The organism is Sphingopyxis sp., assembly GCF_019459305.1.
Lineage (GTDB): Bacteria > Pseudomonadota > Alphaproteobacteria > Sphingomonadales > Sphingomonadaceae > Sphingopyxis.
Genome location: NZ_JAIBES010000072.1, coordinates 12,890 through 26,936 on the forward strand (window position 1 = coordinate 12,890; position 14,047 = coordinate 26,936).

The 14,047-nt window shown below is 60.2% G+C and carries 14 protein-coding genes and 2 pseudogenes; 9 read left to right on the forward strand and 7 right to left on the reverse strand.

Annotated elements, in window-relative coordinates; translation table 11 throughout:
* Positions 1 to 298: 298 nt before the first annotated feature.
* Both groL and groES read right to left on the reverse strand, forming a co-directional pair.
* Positions 299 to 1,918 carry a chaperonin GroEL gene (gene groL / locus K0M74_RS07975; RefSeq protein ID WP_293970216.1) on the reverse strand — a complete coding sequence of 540 codons (1,620 nt, stop codon included), beginning with the start codon at positions 1,916 to 1,918 and terminating at the stop codon, positions 299 to 301.
* A gap of 49 nt (positions 1,919 to 1,967) precedes the next feature.
* Positions 1,968 to 2,282 (reverse strand): co-chaperone GroES, encoded by a 315-nt coding sequence (gene groES, locus K0M74_RS07980; RefSeq protein WP_293970219.1) that lies wholly within the window; start codon positions 2,280 to 2,282, stop codon positions 1,968 to 1,970.
* 261 nt (positions 2,283 to 2,543) lie between these two features.
* Here groES and K0M74_RS07985 point away from each other — a divergent pair, with 261 nt between their 5' ends.
* Together K0M74_RS07985 and K0M74_RS07990 are read left to right on the forward strand one after the other, a co-directional pair.
* Entirely contained in the window at positions 2,544 to 2,771 is a 228-nt protein-coding gene (locus K0M74_RS07985; RefSeq protein ID WP_293970221.1) for a hypothetical protein, read from the forward strand.
* Positions 2,768 to 3,037: an usg protein gene (locus K0M74_RS07990; RefSeq protein WP_293970224.1), complete on the forward strand. Its 270-nt coding sequence runs from the start codon at positions 2,768 to 2,770 to the stop codon at positions 3,035 to 3,037. Before K0M74_RS07985 ends, K0M74_RS07990 begins: the two co-directional genes overlap by 4 nt.
* 281 nt (positions 3,038 to 3,318) lie before the next feature.
* Here the strand turns inward: K0M74_RS07990 and K0M74_RS07995 are convergent, their stop codons facing one another.
* Positions 3,319 to 3,741, reverse strand: a complete 423-nt coding sequence (locus K0M74_RS07995; RefSeq protein WP_293970227.1) for a VOC family protein — start codon at positions 3,739 to 3,741, stop codon at positions 3,319 to 3,321.
* Positions 3,742 to 4,241: 500 nt separating this feature from the next.
* Between K0M74_RS07995 and K0M74_RS08000 the strand changes: the two genes are divergently transcribed.
* From K0M74_RS08000 to K0M74_RS08030, 7 genes and pseudogenes are all read left to right on the forward strand, one after another.
* Complete coding sequence (locus K0M74_RS08000) at positions 4,242 to 5,696, forward strand: CHAD domain-containing protein (RefSeq protein WP_293970230.1); 1,455 nt, start codon at positions 4,242 to 4,244, stop codon at positions 5,694 to 5,696.
* A 197-nt stretch (positions 5,697 to 5,893) separates the two neighbouring features.
* Positions 5,894 to 6,080 (forward strand): annotated as a pseudogene (locus K0M74_RS08005) (zincin-like metallopeptidase domain-containing protein); the annotation flags it as partial.
* A gap of 326 nt (positions 6,081 to 6,406) precedes the next feature.
* Positions 6,407 to 6,964: a hypothetical protein gene (locus tag K0M74_RS08010; protein ID WP_293970233.1), complete on the forward strand. Its 558-nt coding sequence runs from the start codon at positions 6,407 to 6,409 to the stop codon at positions 6,962 to 6,964.
* Positions 6,965 to 7,026: 62 nt separating this feature from the next.
* Entirely contained in the window at positions 7,027 to 7,761 is a 735-nt protein-coding gene (locus K0M74_RS08015) for a ZIP family metal transporter (RefSeq protein WP_293970236.1), read from the forward strand.
* A gap of 52 nt (positions 7,762 to 7,813) precedes the next feature.
* Positions 7,814 to 8,287 (forward strand): DUF2202 domain-containing protein, encoded by a 474-nt coding sequence (locus K0M74_RS08020; protein WP_293970239.1) that lies wholly within the window; start codon positions 7,814 to 7,816, stop codon positions 8,285 to 8,287.
* 74 nt (positions 8,288 to 8,361) lie between these two features.
* Complete coding sequence (locus K0M74_RS08025; RefSeq protein ID WP_293970242.1) at positions 8,362 to 9,498, forward strand: hypothetical protein; 1,137 nt, start codon at positions 8,362 to 8,364, stop codon at positions 9,496 to 9,498.
* Positions 9,499 to 10,315: 817 nt separating this feature from the next.
* A complete protein-coding gene (locus K0M74_RS08030) occupies positions 10,316 to 11,377 on the forward strand; it encodes a TIGR00341 family protein (RefSeq protein ID WP_293970245.1) in 1,062 nt (353 codons plus the stop codon).
* Between the two features lie 422 nt (positions 11,378 to 11,799).
* Here K0M74_RS08030 and K0M74_RS08035 read toward each other — a convergent pair whose 3' ends face one another.
* The 4 genes and pseudogenes from K0M74_RS08035 to K0M74_RS08050 form a co-directional block, all read right to left on the reverse strand.
* Positions 11,800 to 12,183, reverse strand: a complete 384-nt coding sequence (locus tag K0M74_RS08035; protein WP_293970248.1) for a response regulator — start codon at positions 12,181 to 12,183, stop codon at positions 11,800 to 11,802.
* A complete protein-coding gene (locus K0M74_RS08040) occupies positions 12,176 to 13,231 on the reverse strand; it encodes an HWE histidine kinase domain-containing protein (protein WP_293970251.1) in 1,056 nt (351 codons plus the stop codon). The genes K0M74_RS08035 and K0M74_RS08040 overlap by 8 nt, the downstream gene beginning before the upstream one ends.
* Before the next feature lie 81 nt (positions 13,232 to 13,312).
* Positions 13,313 to 13,705 carry a glycine zipper 2TM domain-containing protein gene (locus tag K0M74_RS08045; protein ID WP_293970254.1) on the reverse strand — a complete coding sequence of 131 codons (393 nt, stop codon included), beginning with the start codon at positions 13,703 to 13,705 and terminating at the stop codon, positions 13,313 to 13,315.
* A 139-nt stretch (positions 13,706 to 13,844) separates the two neighbouring features.
* A pseudogene (locus tag K0M74_RS08050) lies at positions 13,845 to 13,961 on the reverse strand (transposase); the annotation flags it as partial.
* Positions 13,962 to 14,047: the final 86 nt, after the last annotated feature.

Genomic DNA, 14,047 nt, shown 5'->3' on the forward strand with positions numbered 1-14,047 from the left:
GTCGGTGCGTTGAACTGCCCGGCTGCGCGTACTGCAACATCGTCATCGTTCGACTCCTCAGTTGAAGGAGTCGAGAGGGTCTGCCTATGGCGGCTGACCTTCAATCAGGAGCGGCGCTCGCTGGACGGGTTTATATCGATGTCAGAGCCAATCCGCGCAGCGGTTAGTGCGCCGGCCAGCTTCAGCTGCGTCGAGCAGCTCCAAATCCTCTGACTAGCAACCGGCATAGCGATCCCCCGAATGCTCATTCAATAGTCGGGACAGTTGAGGGCGGCCGTGACCCGCCGCCCTCCGATGATCAGAAGTCCATCGCCGGTACGGCTGCGGCCTTCTCGTCCTTCGGCAGCTCGGCGACGAGCGCCTCGGTGGTAATCAGCAGCGAGGCGACCGACGCCGCGTCCTGAAGTGCGGTGCGCACGACCTTGGCGGGATCGATGACGCCGGCCTTGACGAGGTCCTGATATTCGCCGGTGGCCGCATTGAAGCCCCAGCTATAGTCCTCGCTTTCGAGCAGCTTGCCAACGATCCATGCGCCGTCCTCGCCGGCATTGTCGGCAATCTGCCGTGCCGGGGCGCGGAGCGCGCGGCGGACGATGTCGATGCCCGACTGCTGGTCGTCGTTCGCGGCCTTGAGCCCTTCAAGCGCCTTCAGCGAGCGGAGCAGCGCGATGCCGCCGCCGGGAAGGATACCTTCCTCGACCGCCGCGCGCGTCGCGTGGAGCGCGTCGTCGACGCGGTCCTTTTTCTCCTTGACCTCGATCTCGGTCGCGCCGCCAACGCGGATCACCGCGACGCCACCCGCGAGCTTGGCAAGCCGCTCCTGCAGCTTCTCGCGATCATAGTCGCTGGTGGACGTCTCGATCTGCTGGCGGATCTGCGCGACGCGGCCGTCGATATCCGACTTCGCGCCGACGCCGTCTACGATCGTCGTATTATCCTTGTCGATGACAACCTTCTTGGCGCGCCCAAGCATGTTGATGGTGACGCTCTCGAGCTTCATCCCAAGTTCCTCGCTGACGACATTGCCGCCGGTGAGTACCGCGATATCCTCGAGCATCGCCTTGCGGCGATCGCCGAAGCCCGGCGCCTTGACAGCGGCGACCTTTAGACCACCGCGCAGGCGGTTGACGACGAGCGTCGCAAGCGCGTCGCCCTCGACATCTTCGGCGATAATGAGGAGCGGCCGACCTGACTGAATGACGCTTTCGAGAAGCGGCAGCATCGCTTGCAGGTTCGCCAGCTTCTTCTCGTGGATGAGGACATAGGGATCGTCGAGTTCGACCTTCAGTTTCTCGACATTGGTGATAAAATAGGGGCTGAGATAGCCGCGGTCGAACTGCATTCCCTCGACCGTCTCGAGCTCGGTCGCGAGACTCTTCGCTTCCTCGACGGTGATCACGCCCTCGTTGCCGACGTTTTCCATCGCCTCGGCGAGGATACGGCCGACTTCCTCGTCGCCGTTCGCCGAAATGGTCGCAATTTGCGCGATCTCGCTGTTCGCCTCGACCGATTTGGCGTGCAACTTCAGATCCTCGACGACGCGGTTCACGGCAAGATCGATGCCGCGCTTAACGTCCATCGGGTTCATGCCCGCGGCGACGGCCTTCGAGCCTTCGCGGACGATCGCCTGCGCGAGAACCGTCGCGGTCGTCGTGCCGTCGCCGGCCTTGTCGTTCTGCTTGCTGGCGACCTCGCGCAGCATCTGCGCGCCCATATTCTCGAACTTGTCGACAAGTTCGATTTCCTTTGCCACGGTGACGCCGTCCTTGGTGATACGCGGCGCGCCGAAGCTCTTCTCGATCACGACATTGCGGCCTTTCGGGCCGAGCGTGACCTTCACCGCATTCGCAAGCGTGTCGACACCGCGCAGCATGCGATCGCGCGCATCCGACGAAAATTTCACTTCCTTGGCAGCCATTGGTCCAACTCCTTTCGTCTTTCTGGCTGAATTTCGAAATGGCGGCCGATCAAGCCGCCTGCTTGAGCGCCTCGGCCTGCTCGATCACGCCAAGGATGTCGCTCTCCTTCATGATGAGCAAATCCTCATTGTCGATGCGGACCTCGGTCCCCGACCATTTGCCGAACAGGATCCGGTTGCCGGCCTGGATGTCGAGCGGAGTCACCGTGCCGTCCTCGGCTCGTGCACCGGGGCCGACGGCGACGACTTCGCCTTCCTGCGGCTTTTCCTTGGCGGTGTCGGGGATGATGATGCCGCCCGAGGTCTTCTCCTCGGCTTCGATGCGGCGGACGACCACACGGTCGTGCAAGGGACGGAAATGCATGCATAACCTCCATGTTGCATAACGAAATGATAAGCCGGCGCGCCTGTCCGGGGCACGCGGCGCCGAAGAGCTGGGAAGCGATTTTTTCGCTTCAAGAGGCCCGCACAAAAATTTTTCTCGCGGCCGAAGTCTGCCGGACAAATAGCTTCTTTTCAGGTGCCTGAGACCCCTTGACGCGACTCATTTCGTTTCCAAGATAAGTTGCTGCGGCGTCCGGCCGCTCGACGAGAATGGAATGGCGACAAGGAAGGAGGCACGAACATGTCCGAGCCATTTTCCCGTTTTCTTCACCCCTTCGATGTGGCGCATCACCCGAGCCTTGAGCCCGAGGTCAAGCGCGCTCTTCTCGCATCCTGGGCATCGGATCGCGCGTCGGTCCGCAACAAGCCCGCGCTCAGAAAGCGGCCGGGCGCGCGCCGCGCAGTACCGGTCGACGATGTGCTCGCGGCGCTCCGCTCGCTCGATGGCGGCGAGGCGCGCGCCCCATGAGCGACCGCGCGCTGATCGAACAGCTGGACGGCTATGGGCTGACGACCGCCGAGATCCATTATTACCGGCCCGATCATCCTTCGCTGCTCCAGCTGTACGTCTGGCAGGATTATGATCTTCCGCCGGACTTTCCGGTGCTGTTCGATTTTTTGGCCATGTGGCGGCGCCAGATCGAAGCTGCGCTCCATTCGGTACGGATTACGCAAGACGCACTGATAAGACCCGCCGAGTGGCGGGCGGCCGATATCATCCGAGCGATCGATTGACGAAGCAAGGTAACGTCGCCGCGTGCCGGGACTGGGCTTGTAGCACTCTCGAGGGTGCGAAAGCGGCCTTTCCCCGTCGCGGCAGAATTTATGGTCTCGTTTGATCGCTGTAATTGCGGCGGCGTTCAACGACCGGTTCCGCCAGTTGCCGCCCTGAAGTAGCCAGTCAGCAATCGGCCAGTTTCGACCGATGGGTGGGCGGGATTTCAGGTCAATGATTGGCGCGAGTGGATGACGTACGTCCGCTGGCCTGTGAACACGCAGGCCAGCGGATGACGACGCTAAATCGCAAACCTGACATGTCCATTCTCATCGATAGGCCAATCCGGATTCCACGCTATCTCCCACGCGTGATTATCCGGATCAGCCACATATCCTCGAAAACCACCATGGGACGGGGCATCTGCCGGTCTGATGATATGCCCGCCCGCCTCGACGAGCTGGTTGATCGCGCTTACTACCTCCGCCTCGCTGGGAACATTGTGCGCCAGCGAAAATGCGCCGGGCGAGGTAAGCCCGGATCGGTTCATATCTTTTTCAAGCGCCGACTTCTCGAACGTGCCAAGCACGAAGCCGTTCATCTGATAGAAGATGATGTCTGCATTCTCGAAGACGGGCGTCCAGCCAAAGCCCTCAACATAAAACCGACGGGACCGCGGCAGATCGCTGATGCCAAGTGTGATGACGGAAATCTGGTGTTGCATATCCAAAGCCTTTCCCTCGCTGCCGCACCACTGCAACAGCGTTCCAGGTCTTGGGACACGACGCCGCAGCGAAGGTCAGGGCCCGCTTACGCGGGGACCGGGCTAACCGCACCGATCTCCCCTTTTTCGACAGCTGGTTTTTTAGCGACACCAAATTGGTGCGGCAAGGGTGACGCGCTGTCCTGTGACTTCGCAGCGCTGTGCCGCCGGGGCAGTGCGCTTCTCGCTAAGATCCCGGCGCGAGATCTGCGGCGCGCCGAGTGGCAGAATGAATTCTCGACAAGCTCGGGCGCGCCTGTCACCACTTTGTCACGACGAGCGGGCATCGCGGCGGGCGCGACCCACTTGGAGAGTTTCTACATATTCTTTGGCGGCTCTTCGGGGTCGCCATTTTCTTACAAGAGCGCTGACGCGCAGTTTTGCCGGATGTTCAAGGCAGTTCATCTTTCACGACTAGGACATGTTGCAAATGTCGCCGCTCCCTCCACAGGATCAAGTTCATGGCCGACGAGATCGAACTGAAGCTCGAATTATCACCAGATGACGCGGCCCGAATAGTCGCCTCTGAGCTTTTCGGCGAGAGTGCAAAGGTCGCGCAGCAGGTATCGACCTATTTCGATACCGACGAGAGAGCGGTCGCCAAAGCGGGCTATTCGCTGCGCATTCGCCGATCGGACGGCACGGGCATCCAGACGATCAAGGCGGATGGCGCAAGTTCGGCGGGGCTGTTTGCACGGACCGAATGGGAGCGGCCAGTTGATGACGATGTCCCTATACTTGACTATGCGACCCCACTGCCAACCGTTCTCGGTGACAGCGTCGGGAATGTGGTCGCTCAATTCGAGGTCCGGGTTGAGCGCTCCAAATGGCTTGTCCAGGAAGACGAAACGCAAATCGAGGTCGTGCTCGACCGCGGGGAGGTCATATCGGGAGACCGATCCGAGCCCATCTGCGAGATCGAACTCGAATTGAAACTGGGCGATCCGGCGGCATTGTTCGGCTTTGCGCGCAAGATCGACGCGGTTGCTCCGGTGCGCCTTGGCGTCATCACCAAATCCGAACGCGGCTATCGCTTGATCGACGTCGAACGAAAGAGCGTCAAGGCCGGGCCGCTTGCGCTTGCGGCCGATATCAGCACCGCCGACGCATTCAAGCGCATCGTCCAGTCCTGCATACGCCAGTTTCGGCTCAATGAAGAACTGCTGCTCGCCGGCCGCGACCCCAACGCCCTGCATCAGGCGCGTGTAGCCATACGCCGCATGCGCTCGGCTTTTTCCATCTTCAAGCCGATGATCGGCGACGATGGAACGGGCCTGCGCGACGAACTGAAATGGCTCGCGTCGGTTCCTGGGGAGGCGCGCGATCTCGACGTTCTGCTGGATCGCGTCGCCCCGGGGCCGCTGCACGACCGCATCCTCGCCGCTCGCGCGGCAGCCTATGATCAGGTCTGCGAAATTCTGGCGTCACATCGCGCGCGCGTGGTCATGCTCAATGTCGCACACTGGATTGTGCAAGGCAGATGGACCGATGAGGCGCGCGGAGAGGCGAACGGCAACCATCTCGCCCGCACCTTTGCCGCGAACTCGCTCGCGCGCTTCCGGCGCCGGATCAAGCGGCGCGGCCAAAACCTCGCGGACATCGACGATGCAGCGCGGCACGAGGTCCGCAAGGACGCGAAGAAGCTCCGCTATGCGAGTGAGTTTTTTGCGTCTCTATTCGGTGGAAAGCGTGAGCAGCGCAGGTATCAGCATTTTATTACTGCACTTGGGGAATTGCAGGATCGGCTCGGTGCGCTCAACGATCTCGCCACCGCACCCGAGCTACTGGACAGGCTCGGCTTGAGCGATAAGGCCGGTGCCGAGGCGCTTTTGTCCAATGCCTCCGGCAAGAAGAAGCTGCTCCAGCACGCCGAAGACGCATATGAAGAATTGTTCGACACCAAAAAATTCTGGTGAAGTTTTTTGCGGAGACCCGCCGCCACAGCTCGCGGTCCGGACAATGGTCGCTTGATTTAGCCGTGATCGACAGCGGAGCAGTCGCGAGCAGCCATTTTGCGGAGTGGGCGCGCTATTTTTTCGAATATTAAATGTGATGTCGGCCAGATACTCCCTAATTCCCGGAAAGCCGCAAGCCGTTAGAATGCCTAACAGCAGAGGCGCCCGCTGAACTCACAGCCTCGTTAATGCTCGCAGATATCGGCATCGCGCATCAGCCGCAGCCTGACCACGCCGCCTATGTCGCCTCCTGGCTGCAACTTTTGAAGGACGAAACCGCGGGCGATCTTCACCGCCGTCAGCAAGGCGCAGGCAGCGGCCGACTGGAGGCACGCACGGCGGTGATGACGAGCCGCGCTTCAACGCGCGGTGCCGGCTTGGTGCCGCTCAGCGTAAGAAACGCCGCGCTGCGCCAGCTCAGCTCGGTCTTCGTCCGCGTAACATTACGTAGTGCCCTGACTGCGATTCCGGACCATCGTTGCCACAGAGACAATTCGAGCAACCAGTCTGGCTGCCCGCCTCAATTCTTGGCGCTGAATAAGGCATCGAAGCGCGGGAGGAGACAGGATCATGACTGAGACAGGCAAGAGCAGAACGTGCACCGACGCAAATACCTGCCATGAGCATTTCGACGGTCGTACGACGGAATTACCAACCAAGGAGCGCCAGCGATGACAGACATTCAAGACGCTGCTCTGCGCGAAGCCGTCGCCGTCTTCGAGAGCGAGAGCGATCTCCAGGCGGCGATCGACGAATTGCTGAGCCATGGTTTTGACCGTGCCGAGATCAGCCTGCTGGCAAGCGAGCATGCGGTGGAGCGGAAGCTCGGGCATAAATACCGGAAGGTCATGCAGCTGGAAGACGATCCAGAAGCGCCCCGCACTGCCTTCGTATCCACCGAATCCCTGGGCGATGCGGAAGGTTCGCTGATCGGAGCACCGCTCTACGTCGGTGCGACGGCGGCCGCAGGGGCCATCCTGGTGTCGGGCGGCAGCCTCGCTGCCGCCATAGCTGGGGCTGCTGTTGCTGGCGGGGCAGGTGCCGCGATCGGGTCGGTGCTTGCCGGTTTCCTGGGCAAGCATCATGCGCATCATGTTGCAGAACAGATAGAGCATGGCGGTCTCCTTCTGTGGGTTCGCACCTGGGACGCCAAGGACGAGACCAACGCCATCGAAATCCTGCGTCGGCATTCGGGCAAAGACGTCCATGTACATAGTTTTGAGGTTTAAGAGCAGCAGCGCGAGGCCCGGCCTGCCGGCTAGATTGCATAGCACGCAGGAGGGGCGGCATCATGCTGCAACTGATCGTTGCCTTTACCTTGCTCGGGAGCATCGGCGCGCTCGTCGGCGCCGCCCTGTTCTTGGTGTTTCCCGAAGCCATGCGGCGGTCCCTGCTGCCTTACCTCGTCAGCTATGCCATCGGAACATTGCTGGGCAGCGCCTTCCTATGCCTGATCCCGGCGGGACTGGAGAAGGCGTCGTCCCGACTGTTCATGGCAATCATGCTGGGCGGCTTCGTTGCGTTCTTTCTGCTCGAAATGCTGCTCCTGCAGCGTCACAGTCTGGCCCACGAAAGGGGTGGGCGTTCATCGCCGGGACTGATGGTTCTCATCGGCGATGCCTTTCACAACTTTGTGGATGGCGTGGTCATAGCCGCCGCATTCATGACGTCCACCTCGCTCGGCATCACGGTCGCACTGACCGTCATCGCGCACGAGATTCCGCAGGAGATCGGGGAGTTCGCCATTCTCCTGGACAACGGATTTTCGAGGCTCAAGGCCTTCCTGCTCAACGCCCTTTCGGCCACCGCCGCCCTGCCGGGAGCGGTTCTCGCCTATTTGTGGCTCGGCAATACCCAGTCCATCGTTCCCTTTATGCTGGCCATTTCGGCGGCGAGCTTTGTTTATGTCGCGTCGGTGGACCTGATTCCAACTCTCCATCGCGACGTGAAGCGCCGACCTCCGGTTGGGCAGATCGTGCTGTTGATCGCTGGAATTGGTACGATTGCCATTGTGAGCCTGTTCTAACTGCAGCCGGACGACTGCCCGATCCAGGCACGCTCATTCGAGGAGTGAACTGATGGAGGACACTGAGCTGCAACGATTGCTCGTCGATGCTCTCGACGATGAACGCAAGGCCGAGGCAACCTATGCGACAGTGATCGACGAGTTCGGTCCGGTGCGCCCCTTCACCAACATCATCGAAGCGGAAGGGCGGCATTCGCTGGCAATTGAACGACAGATGGTGCGGTTGGGCTTCCCCATCCCCGTCAACCGCTGGGAAGGCCGCGGTGAAGTGCCCGCAGCGCTGGCGCAGGCGTGCGAAATGGCGATCCCGGCCGAGATAGAGAACATTGCGCTTTATGACCGCCTGATCCCGCGGGTCGGCGACCCATCGGTGCGACAGGTGCTAGAAAATCTGCAGGCCGCCTCGCGCCACAATCATTTGCCGGCCTTCCGTCGATGTTTGGCGCGAGAGGGACGCGGCGGCGGGCGAGGTTCGGCCGAAAGCCGTCAAGGCGGCACTCGGCGCCGAGGACGATGCCGCGCCTGACGCCCTCAGGGCCGCCCCAAGCATGGTACGCCGCTTGGTTGCGTTTGCTCTTGGGCCTTATCGCGTTTGTCCTCGTGCAATCGCCGTTGAGGGCGGCTGACAGGGTCGACGTGCATTTCTTCTGGAGCGCCGAATGCCCGCATTGCCGGGACATGGCGGCGTCGATGAGTGCGGCGGTGGGGGAAGATCGCGACGTCGTCGTCCATCGCCATGAAGTGTCGCACGATTCCGATGGCGCGCGGGATTTTGCCCGGACGGTCGAGAAGCTGGATCTTCCCCCTGTCGTTCCCATCGTCATGATCGGTAGGGAGGTCATGGTGGGGCATGAGCCCGGCGCCAGTGAGCGACTGCGGGAGATGATTGTCCTGTGCAGGTCCGGACCTTGCCCCGATCTGACCGCTGAGGGTCCCGAGACACGGTCCAGCGCGGCAAACGAAGCAAGCAAGGCCTCACGAGTTGCCTACACGCGGGGCGTCCGTCTCCCTGTCATTGGCGAGGTGCGGACGTCTGATCTTTCGCTGCCGGCACTTACCGTCGTCATGGCGGCCATCGACGGCTTCAATCCTTGCGCCATGTGGGTGCTGGTGTTCCTGATCGGACTTTTGCTCGGCATCCGCGACCGGCGACGAATGTGGTTGCTGGCGGTCACCTTCCTGCTGGCGACCGCCGCAGTCTATTTCCTCTTCCTTGCCGCTTGGCTCAATGTGCTTCTGGTGCTTGGCGCCCTTGTCTGGCTACGCGTTGTGATCGGTGTTCTGGCGATCGGCGCAGGCGGCCATTACCTGCGCGGGGCCATGCGTCATGAACAGGTCTGTGAGGTGACGCGGCCCGAACGACGCCGTAGGATTCTCGATCGGCTCCGATTGCTCGTGCAGGAACCGAACCTCATCATATCGATGGTTGGCGTGGCCCTGCTAGCGGTTGCCGTCAATCTCGTCGAGCTCGTCTGTTCAGCAGGAATCCCGGCGGTGTACACCGGTATTCTCACGCAGTCGGACCTCACGACAACAGGGTATTACGGCTATCTTACGCTCTACATTCTCGTGTTCCTGGCCGACGATACAGCGCTGGTAGTGATCGCTATGACAACGCTGCGGATGGTTTCCCCCGATGGAGGATACAGCCGATGGGTGCGTCTCGTCGGCGGGCTGGTCATGCTGATGCTGGGGATTCTGCTGATCGGCAAGCCAGAATGGCTGGCCTTTGGATAACGATGAGCTACGCCCCCGTCGCCGCCTTCGACGCTGTAAAAGGCTGTCCCAAATCGTCATGTGAGCGAGCCACAGACGGTAACGTCAAGCAGCTGGCCATCGGTTCATAGCGACGAAAAAGGTAGCCCACTTGCCGGTCCGGCCGGTTGCAGGCAGCGCTCGGCCATCCGCCCTTTTGAATGATGGGCGCTGTAGAAGTAGAAGTGAATTCCTTCAACGGACGCGGCTTGCGCGGCGGTAATGGTTTTGGGACCCCCCTCCAAGGCAAGGGTGATCGGCGCTCCTTACCCCGCCTTGCGGGAGGCGCATGGGATTCGGGGCGGTACTGGAGGCTACAGACGAATTTCACCTTCCAACCGCCATTTTTAGCTCGACTGTCAGGATCTATCGCCGAAATGTGCAGTGCCTTCGTCTGCGCCGAAGCCGAGCAAAAAGCGCCAGATCCGAAAGGCTGGATGCAAATTTGAGATGGTCAAATACGCTTGAACGGGCTGACGGTCATCATGGCTCGCAGACACTCTTTCGTAGACGGAGTCGCCGCGTGTTAGACACCAGACATTTGGCGCAATGCCTGCAACTGGTCGCGAGCAGCCGGCTCGGTGCAAGGCGACCAAATGGCAACTATCTCAGATTGTGGCCTGAAACCTGCCGGTCCGGAGTCGGCCAGATCGAGCCGATTAGCAGCCGACTGTAACGCGCCTGTCCTCGGCCACTCAAATTCCGGTCGACGATACCCAAATCGGCCGTGATTTGATTAAGGCGGTGCGCTAGGTTGCGAAACGATCGAACCACGTGAACGAAAATTGGGGCAAATTCTATGGCCGCACGTCTCGTAGTGATCTTTCTGCCTGAGGCCGAGACTGGGCGGCTTGAAGAAATATTGCCTCGCCACAGCAGACGTCATTGGCGTGCAACAGTGGCGGGCGGGCAGGAGAAATTCAGTTGCATCGTCCAGCAACGTTATACTGAGCGCTTGCTGGATGAATTAGAACTGGCGTTTGGCGCACTTCCGACATTCACGGCCTACGTCTCGCAAATCGAGGCAGTCTTGCCGCCTGTCAAGGAAACCCTTGCGACTGAGTTGTCTGGCTTGGGCGATCTGCCTCACATCACCGCGTTGGAACGCTTCTTCAGTCGTGACCGCAACAGCACGGACGAACTGTACGACGATATCGACGAAAGTCTCCACATCCGGCCCAGCTATTTGCTGACAGTAGCACTATCGTCCATGATCGCTGGGCTTGGGATGAGCAGCGGTCAAACAGCGGTGGTTATCGGTGCCATGATCATCGCGCCACTTCTCGGCCCCACCATGGGCATTGCGCTGGCCACCACCGTGGGAGATTGGGGACTTGGCAGAAAGGCAGCGTCCACCCTTGCCATCGGATGCGTATTAGCTGTGCTGATTGGCTTCCTGATAGGAGCGATCTCTGACATCGACCCGCTTGTCACTGAACTTGTGAGCCGCACGGCTGTTAGCCCGGCAGACATTGCGCTTGCACTTGCCTCTGGCGCCGCGGGAGTTTTGGCTTTCAGCCGAGGCACGTCCCTCTCGCTGGTTGGCGTGATGATCGCTGTCGCGCTCGTGCCCCCCTTGTCGGCGACGGGCATCTATGCAGGGGCAGGTTATCCTGTGGTGTCAGCAAATGCGCTGTTTCTCTTCTCGGTCAACTTGGTCTGCATTATGGTAGCGGGTATCGTGATGTTCCTGCTTCAGGGCCTACAGCCGAGAAACTGGCGGCTCACGGGTGGGATATTGGCCCTTTGGGTTTTCATCCTCGCGCTGCTTGGCTTCATGATGGCAGGGCATTTCCTCTTTGGCTTGGCCGCCATGGAAACGGTTTATCGGTTTTTTCTCGGAGGTAACGTGACCATCTGACTTTCCTCCAAGACAGCATCTGGGAGCGCGGCTCATGGTCTGGAGGCAAATCGTGTTTGTCACGGGCCACTTGAGGCTCGCCGCCGGCGCGATGCGGATGAAATTTGCTCCGCCGTCAGGAGCGAAGGGTTCTGCCGCCGCAATCGAAATTGGCGCCTGAAGTTTTGGGTAAGGCTAGCGGTGCTCTCTATTTTTGAGAGGTCGACGCATGTGCTTTGGCAACCTCAAGAAAGCCGTCAAAGAAGAGAACCCGCCTCATGAAGCACTTCGCCGGCTACCGGCGAGAATGAACCTTAGCGCTAAATTCCCTGAGCCAGCAGTGCACGGTCGATACGATGAGGTCGCAAGACATGAGCGCCTGTCTTTGCAGTTACGGGGCGCTTCTTGAGCAGAGGCGCCGTATCTCACCTAATACGATTGCTCTACGCGGAAACCGCAGCCTCCACATTTAAGAGACTGATCAAGGCGGCGCCAAGCGCCTTGTCGCTGTACGGCTTCTGCAGCACTGGACGGTCGCCAAATCGCGCATCGATACCAAGTTTGCTGTATCCAGTTGAAAACATGAACGGGACATCTTGCCGAGCTAGAGCGTCCGCAATTGCAAAGCTTGGCGTCGCGCCCAGATTGACGTCAAGGATCGCAACGTCGAACCGCTTTGTCTCGATGAGACCCAAAGTGTCGGCAACCGAGGACGCCACCGACACAGACCTGCAACCCATATCCGCGAGCGCGCTCTCGATAACCATGAGGACCATGATTTCGTCCTCGACGACGAGGACGCGCCGATCGGAAAGAAACTCATCCATTGGCAATCGATCCTTCAAAGGGAAAATCAATACGGCATACCAGCCCTTCAGACCGATAATCGATATGCACCGCCCCCCGCAGTTCGTGCGTCAGACCGCGCTCCACCATCTGTGAACCAAAGCCCACTCGGGTAGGCGCCGCGACAACAGGTCCGTCATTTTCGCGCCACGTCAGCACCAGTCGTTCGCCGGAGGGTGTGATTTCGGTTTTCCACGCGATGCGAACGGTCCCGCGATCATTGGAAAGGGCTCCATATTTCACAGCGTTGGTTGCGAGTTCGTGAAACGCAATTCCCAGTGCCAACGCCGCTTTGGGAGCAAGCCGCACGTTGACCCCTTCGATCTGAATACGTTTCGCGCCCCCGTGCTCGGCTTCGAACGGTTCCATCGCGGCGTCGATCAGATCGTGAAGCCCGGCGCCGTCCCAATCATGACGGGTCAATAGATCGTGCGATCGAGACAAGGCGAAGATTCGGGACTCAATTGCTTCAGCGACCGCTTTAGGATCGTCGTTCGCCCGAATTGCCTGACGCACGATCGATTGAATCGTGGACAGCGTGTTCTTCACGCGGTGGGTGAGTTCGTTGATCAACATTTCGCTGTGCGCCTGCTTTTCACGCTGCCAGGTCTGATCGACGAGCGATATGAAATGCTGCACTGCAGCACCTGTCTCGTCACACATCGGGCTGATGAAAAGTGATGCCCAGAAGCTCGTCCCGTCGCTGCGTCGGCAACTGACCTCAGGTTCATGTTCCGCGCGGCCAGCGAACGCGCTCTCGATTTCCTCGATTGCCGCCGGTTCGCCTTCTGCGTTCATCAACGAAATAAAATTTGCGCCAAGCACCTTGTCGCGGGCGAAGCCGGTAAGGTCGAGAAAGGCGTGATTGGCGAAAATGATGCGGCTGTCCGCTATTCCCGCATGGGTGAAAATCATCGGCATGCGCGTTTTTTCCGCAGCCACCACAAACGGACCGAGAGCCTTCCGAAACTGCTCGACATCAGCTTCGTCTGCGGTCTGCCGTCCGCGCCCCTCTATGGCGTCCAACATGTGATTTTCCGATCTCCGTACGAGATTGTCAGCCCTCGCCCTTGTCATTCTTGTGGCGGCGGCCGTGCGCCGGGCAGGGGACTATCGGCAGCGGACGTCGCGGTCGATTTCCCGCCCGGCCAAGCCACCGGCGACTGCGCCCAAAATCGTGCCAAGGGTCTCGGATCGGCCCGGCGCCAAAAGATTGCCCAACACCCCGCCCGCGATCGCGCCTACGATCAGACCCGTCGTGCCGTCGGATCGGCGGCAGTAATAACGCCCGTCGCGACCGCGATAGATGCGATCCTGATACGATAAGCGGCGCTCGCGATAGCGAGGATGGTCGCGGTAATAACGGTCGGCGTCATAACCTCCGTAGGACGGGTCCGGATTGTTGTAATCGTAGCGGCGATAATCCGCGCCGGGCCCATATCCATCAGTGGCGCAGCCGGTTACCAGCAACGCCGACACCATTCCCATCATTACGATACGCATCTCAGCTCTCCTGCACAACTTATGTGAAATGTATCGGCTGCGATCAGCACCGCTATTCGTAACTTCCCTCAGTTCCGCTGAATTGGATTAGCCTCCTTGAATCCCTTCAGCTGTCGTTGGCGACGCGTTTCCCGGCCGGGCGGCGGAAAAGCGCGCCGAGCACGCACACGGGGAGCAGGGAGGTGGAGCGCGCCGATATCCAGCGTGTCCTATCGCGCGATATGCTGCCGCCCATTACGATCGTGTGTGGATGTGGGGATGACCCCGAGGACTGGCTATCGCGCACCGATGCGGCGTTGGTCGAGAAGTTCGACAGCGCCTTCAAACATCATCTCGACCGCT

Coding starts and splice junctions, on each gene's coding strand:
- groL (WP_293970216.1), bottom strand. CDS start 1,918: ATGGCTGCCAAGGAAGTGAAATTTTCGTCGGATGCGCGCGATCGCATG.
- groES (WP_293970219.1), bottom strand. CDS start 2,282: ATGCATTTCCGTCCCTTGCACGACCGTGTGGTCGTCCGCCGCATCGAA.
- K0M74_RS07985 (WP_293970221.1), top strand. CDS start 2,544: ATGTCCGAGCCATTTTCCCGTTTTCTTCACCCCTTCGATGTGGCGCAT.
- K0M74_RS07990 (WP_293970224.1), top strand. CDS start 2,768: ATGAGCGACCGCGCGCTGATCGAACAGCTGGACGGCTATGGGCTGACG.
- K0M74_RS07995 (WP_293970227.1), bottom strand. CDS start 3,741: ATGCAACACCAGATTTCCGTCATCACACTTGGCATCAGCGATCTGCCG.
- K0M74_RS08000 (WP_293970230.1), top strand. CDS start 4,242: ATGGCCGACGAGATCGAACTGAAGCTCGAATTATCACCAGATGACGCG.
- K0M74_RS08010 (WP_293970233.1), top strand. CDS start 6,407: ATGACAGACATTCAAGACGCTGCTCTGCGCGAAGCCGTCGCCGTCTTC.
- K0M74_RS08015 (WP_293970236.1), top strand. CDS start 7,027: ATGCTGCAACTGATCGTTGCCTTTACCTTGCTCGGGAGCATCGGCGCG.
- K0M74_RS08020 (WP_293970239.1), top strand. CDS start 7,814: ATGGAGGACACTGAGCTGCAACGATTGCTCGTCGATGCTCTCGACGAT.
- K0M74_RS08030 (WP_293970245.1), top strand. CDS start 10,316: ATGGCCGCACGTCTCGTAGTGATCTTTCTGCCTGAGGCCGAGACTGGG.
- K0M74_RS08035 (WP_293970248.1), bottom strand. CDS start 12,183: ATGGATGAGTTTCTTTCCGATCGGCGCGTCCTCGTCGTCGAGGACGAA.
- K0M74_RS08040 (WP_293970251.1), bottom strand. CDS start 13,231: ATGTTGGACGCCATAGAGGGGCGCGGACGGCAGACCGCAGACGAAGCT.
- K0M74_RS08045 (WP_293970254.1), bottom strand. CDS start 13,705: ATGCGTATCGTAATGATGGGAATGGTGTCGGCGTTGCTGGTAACCGGC.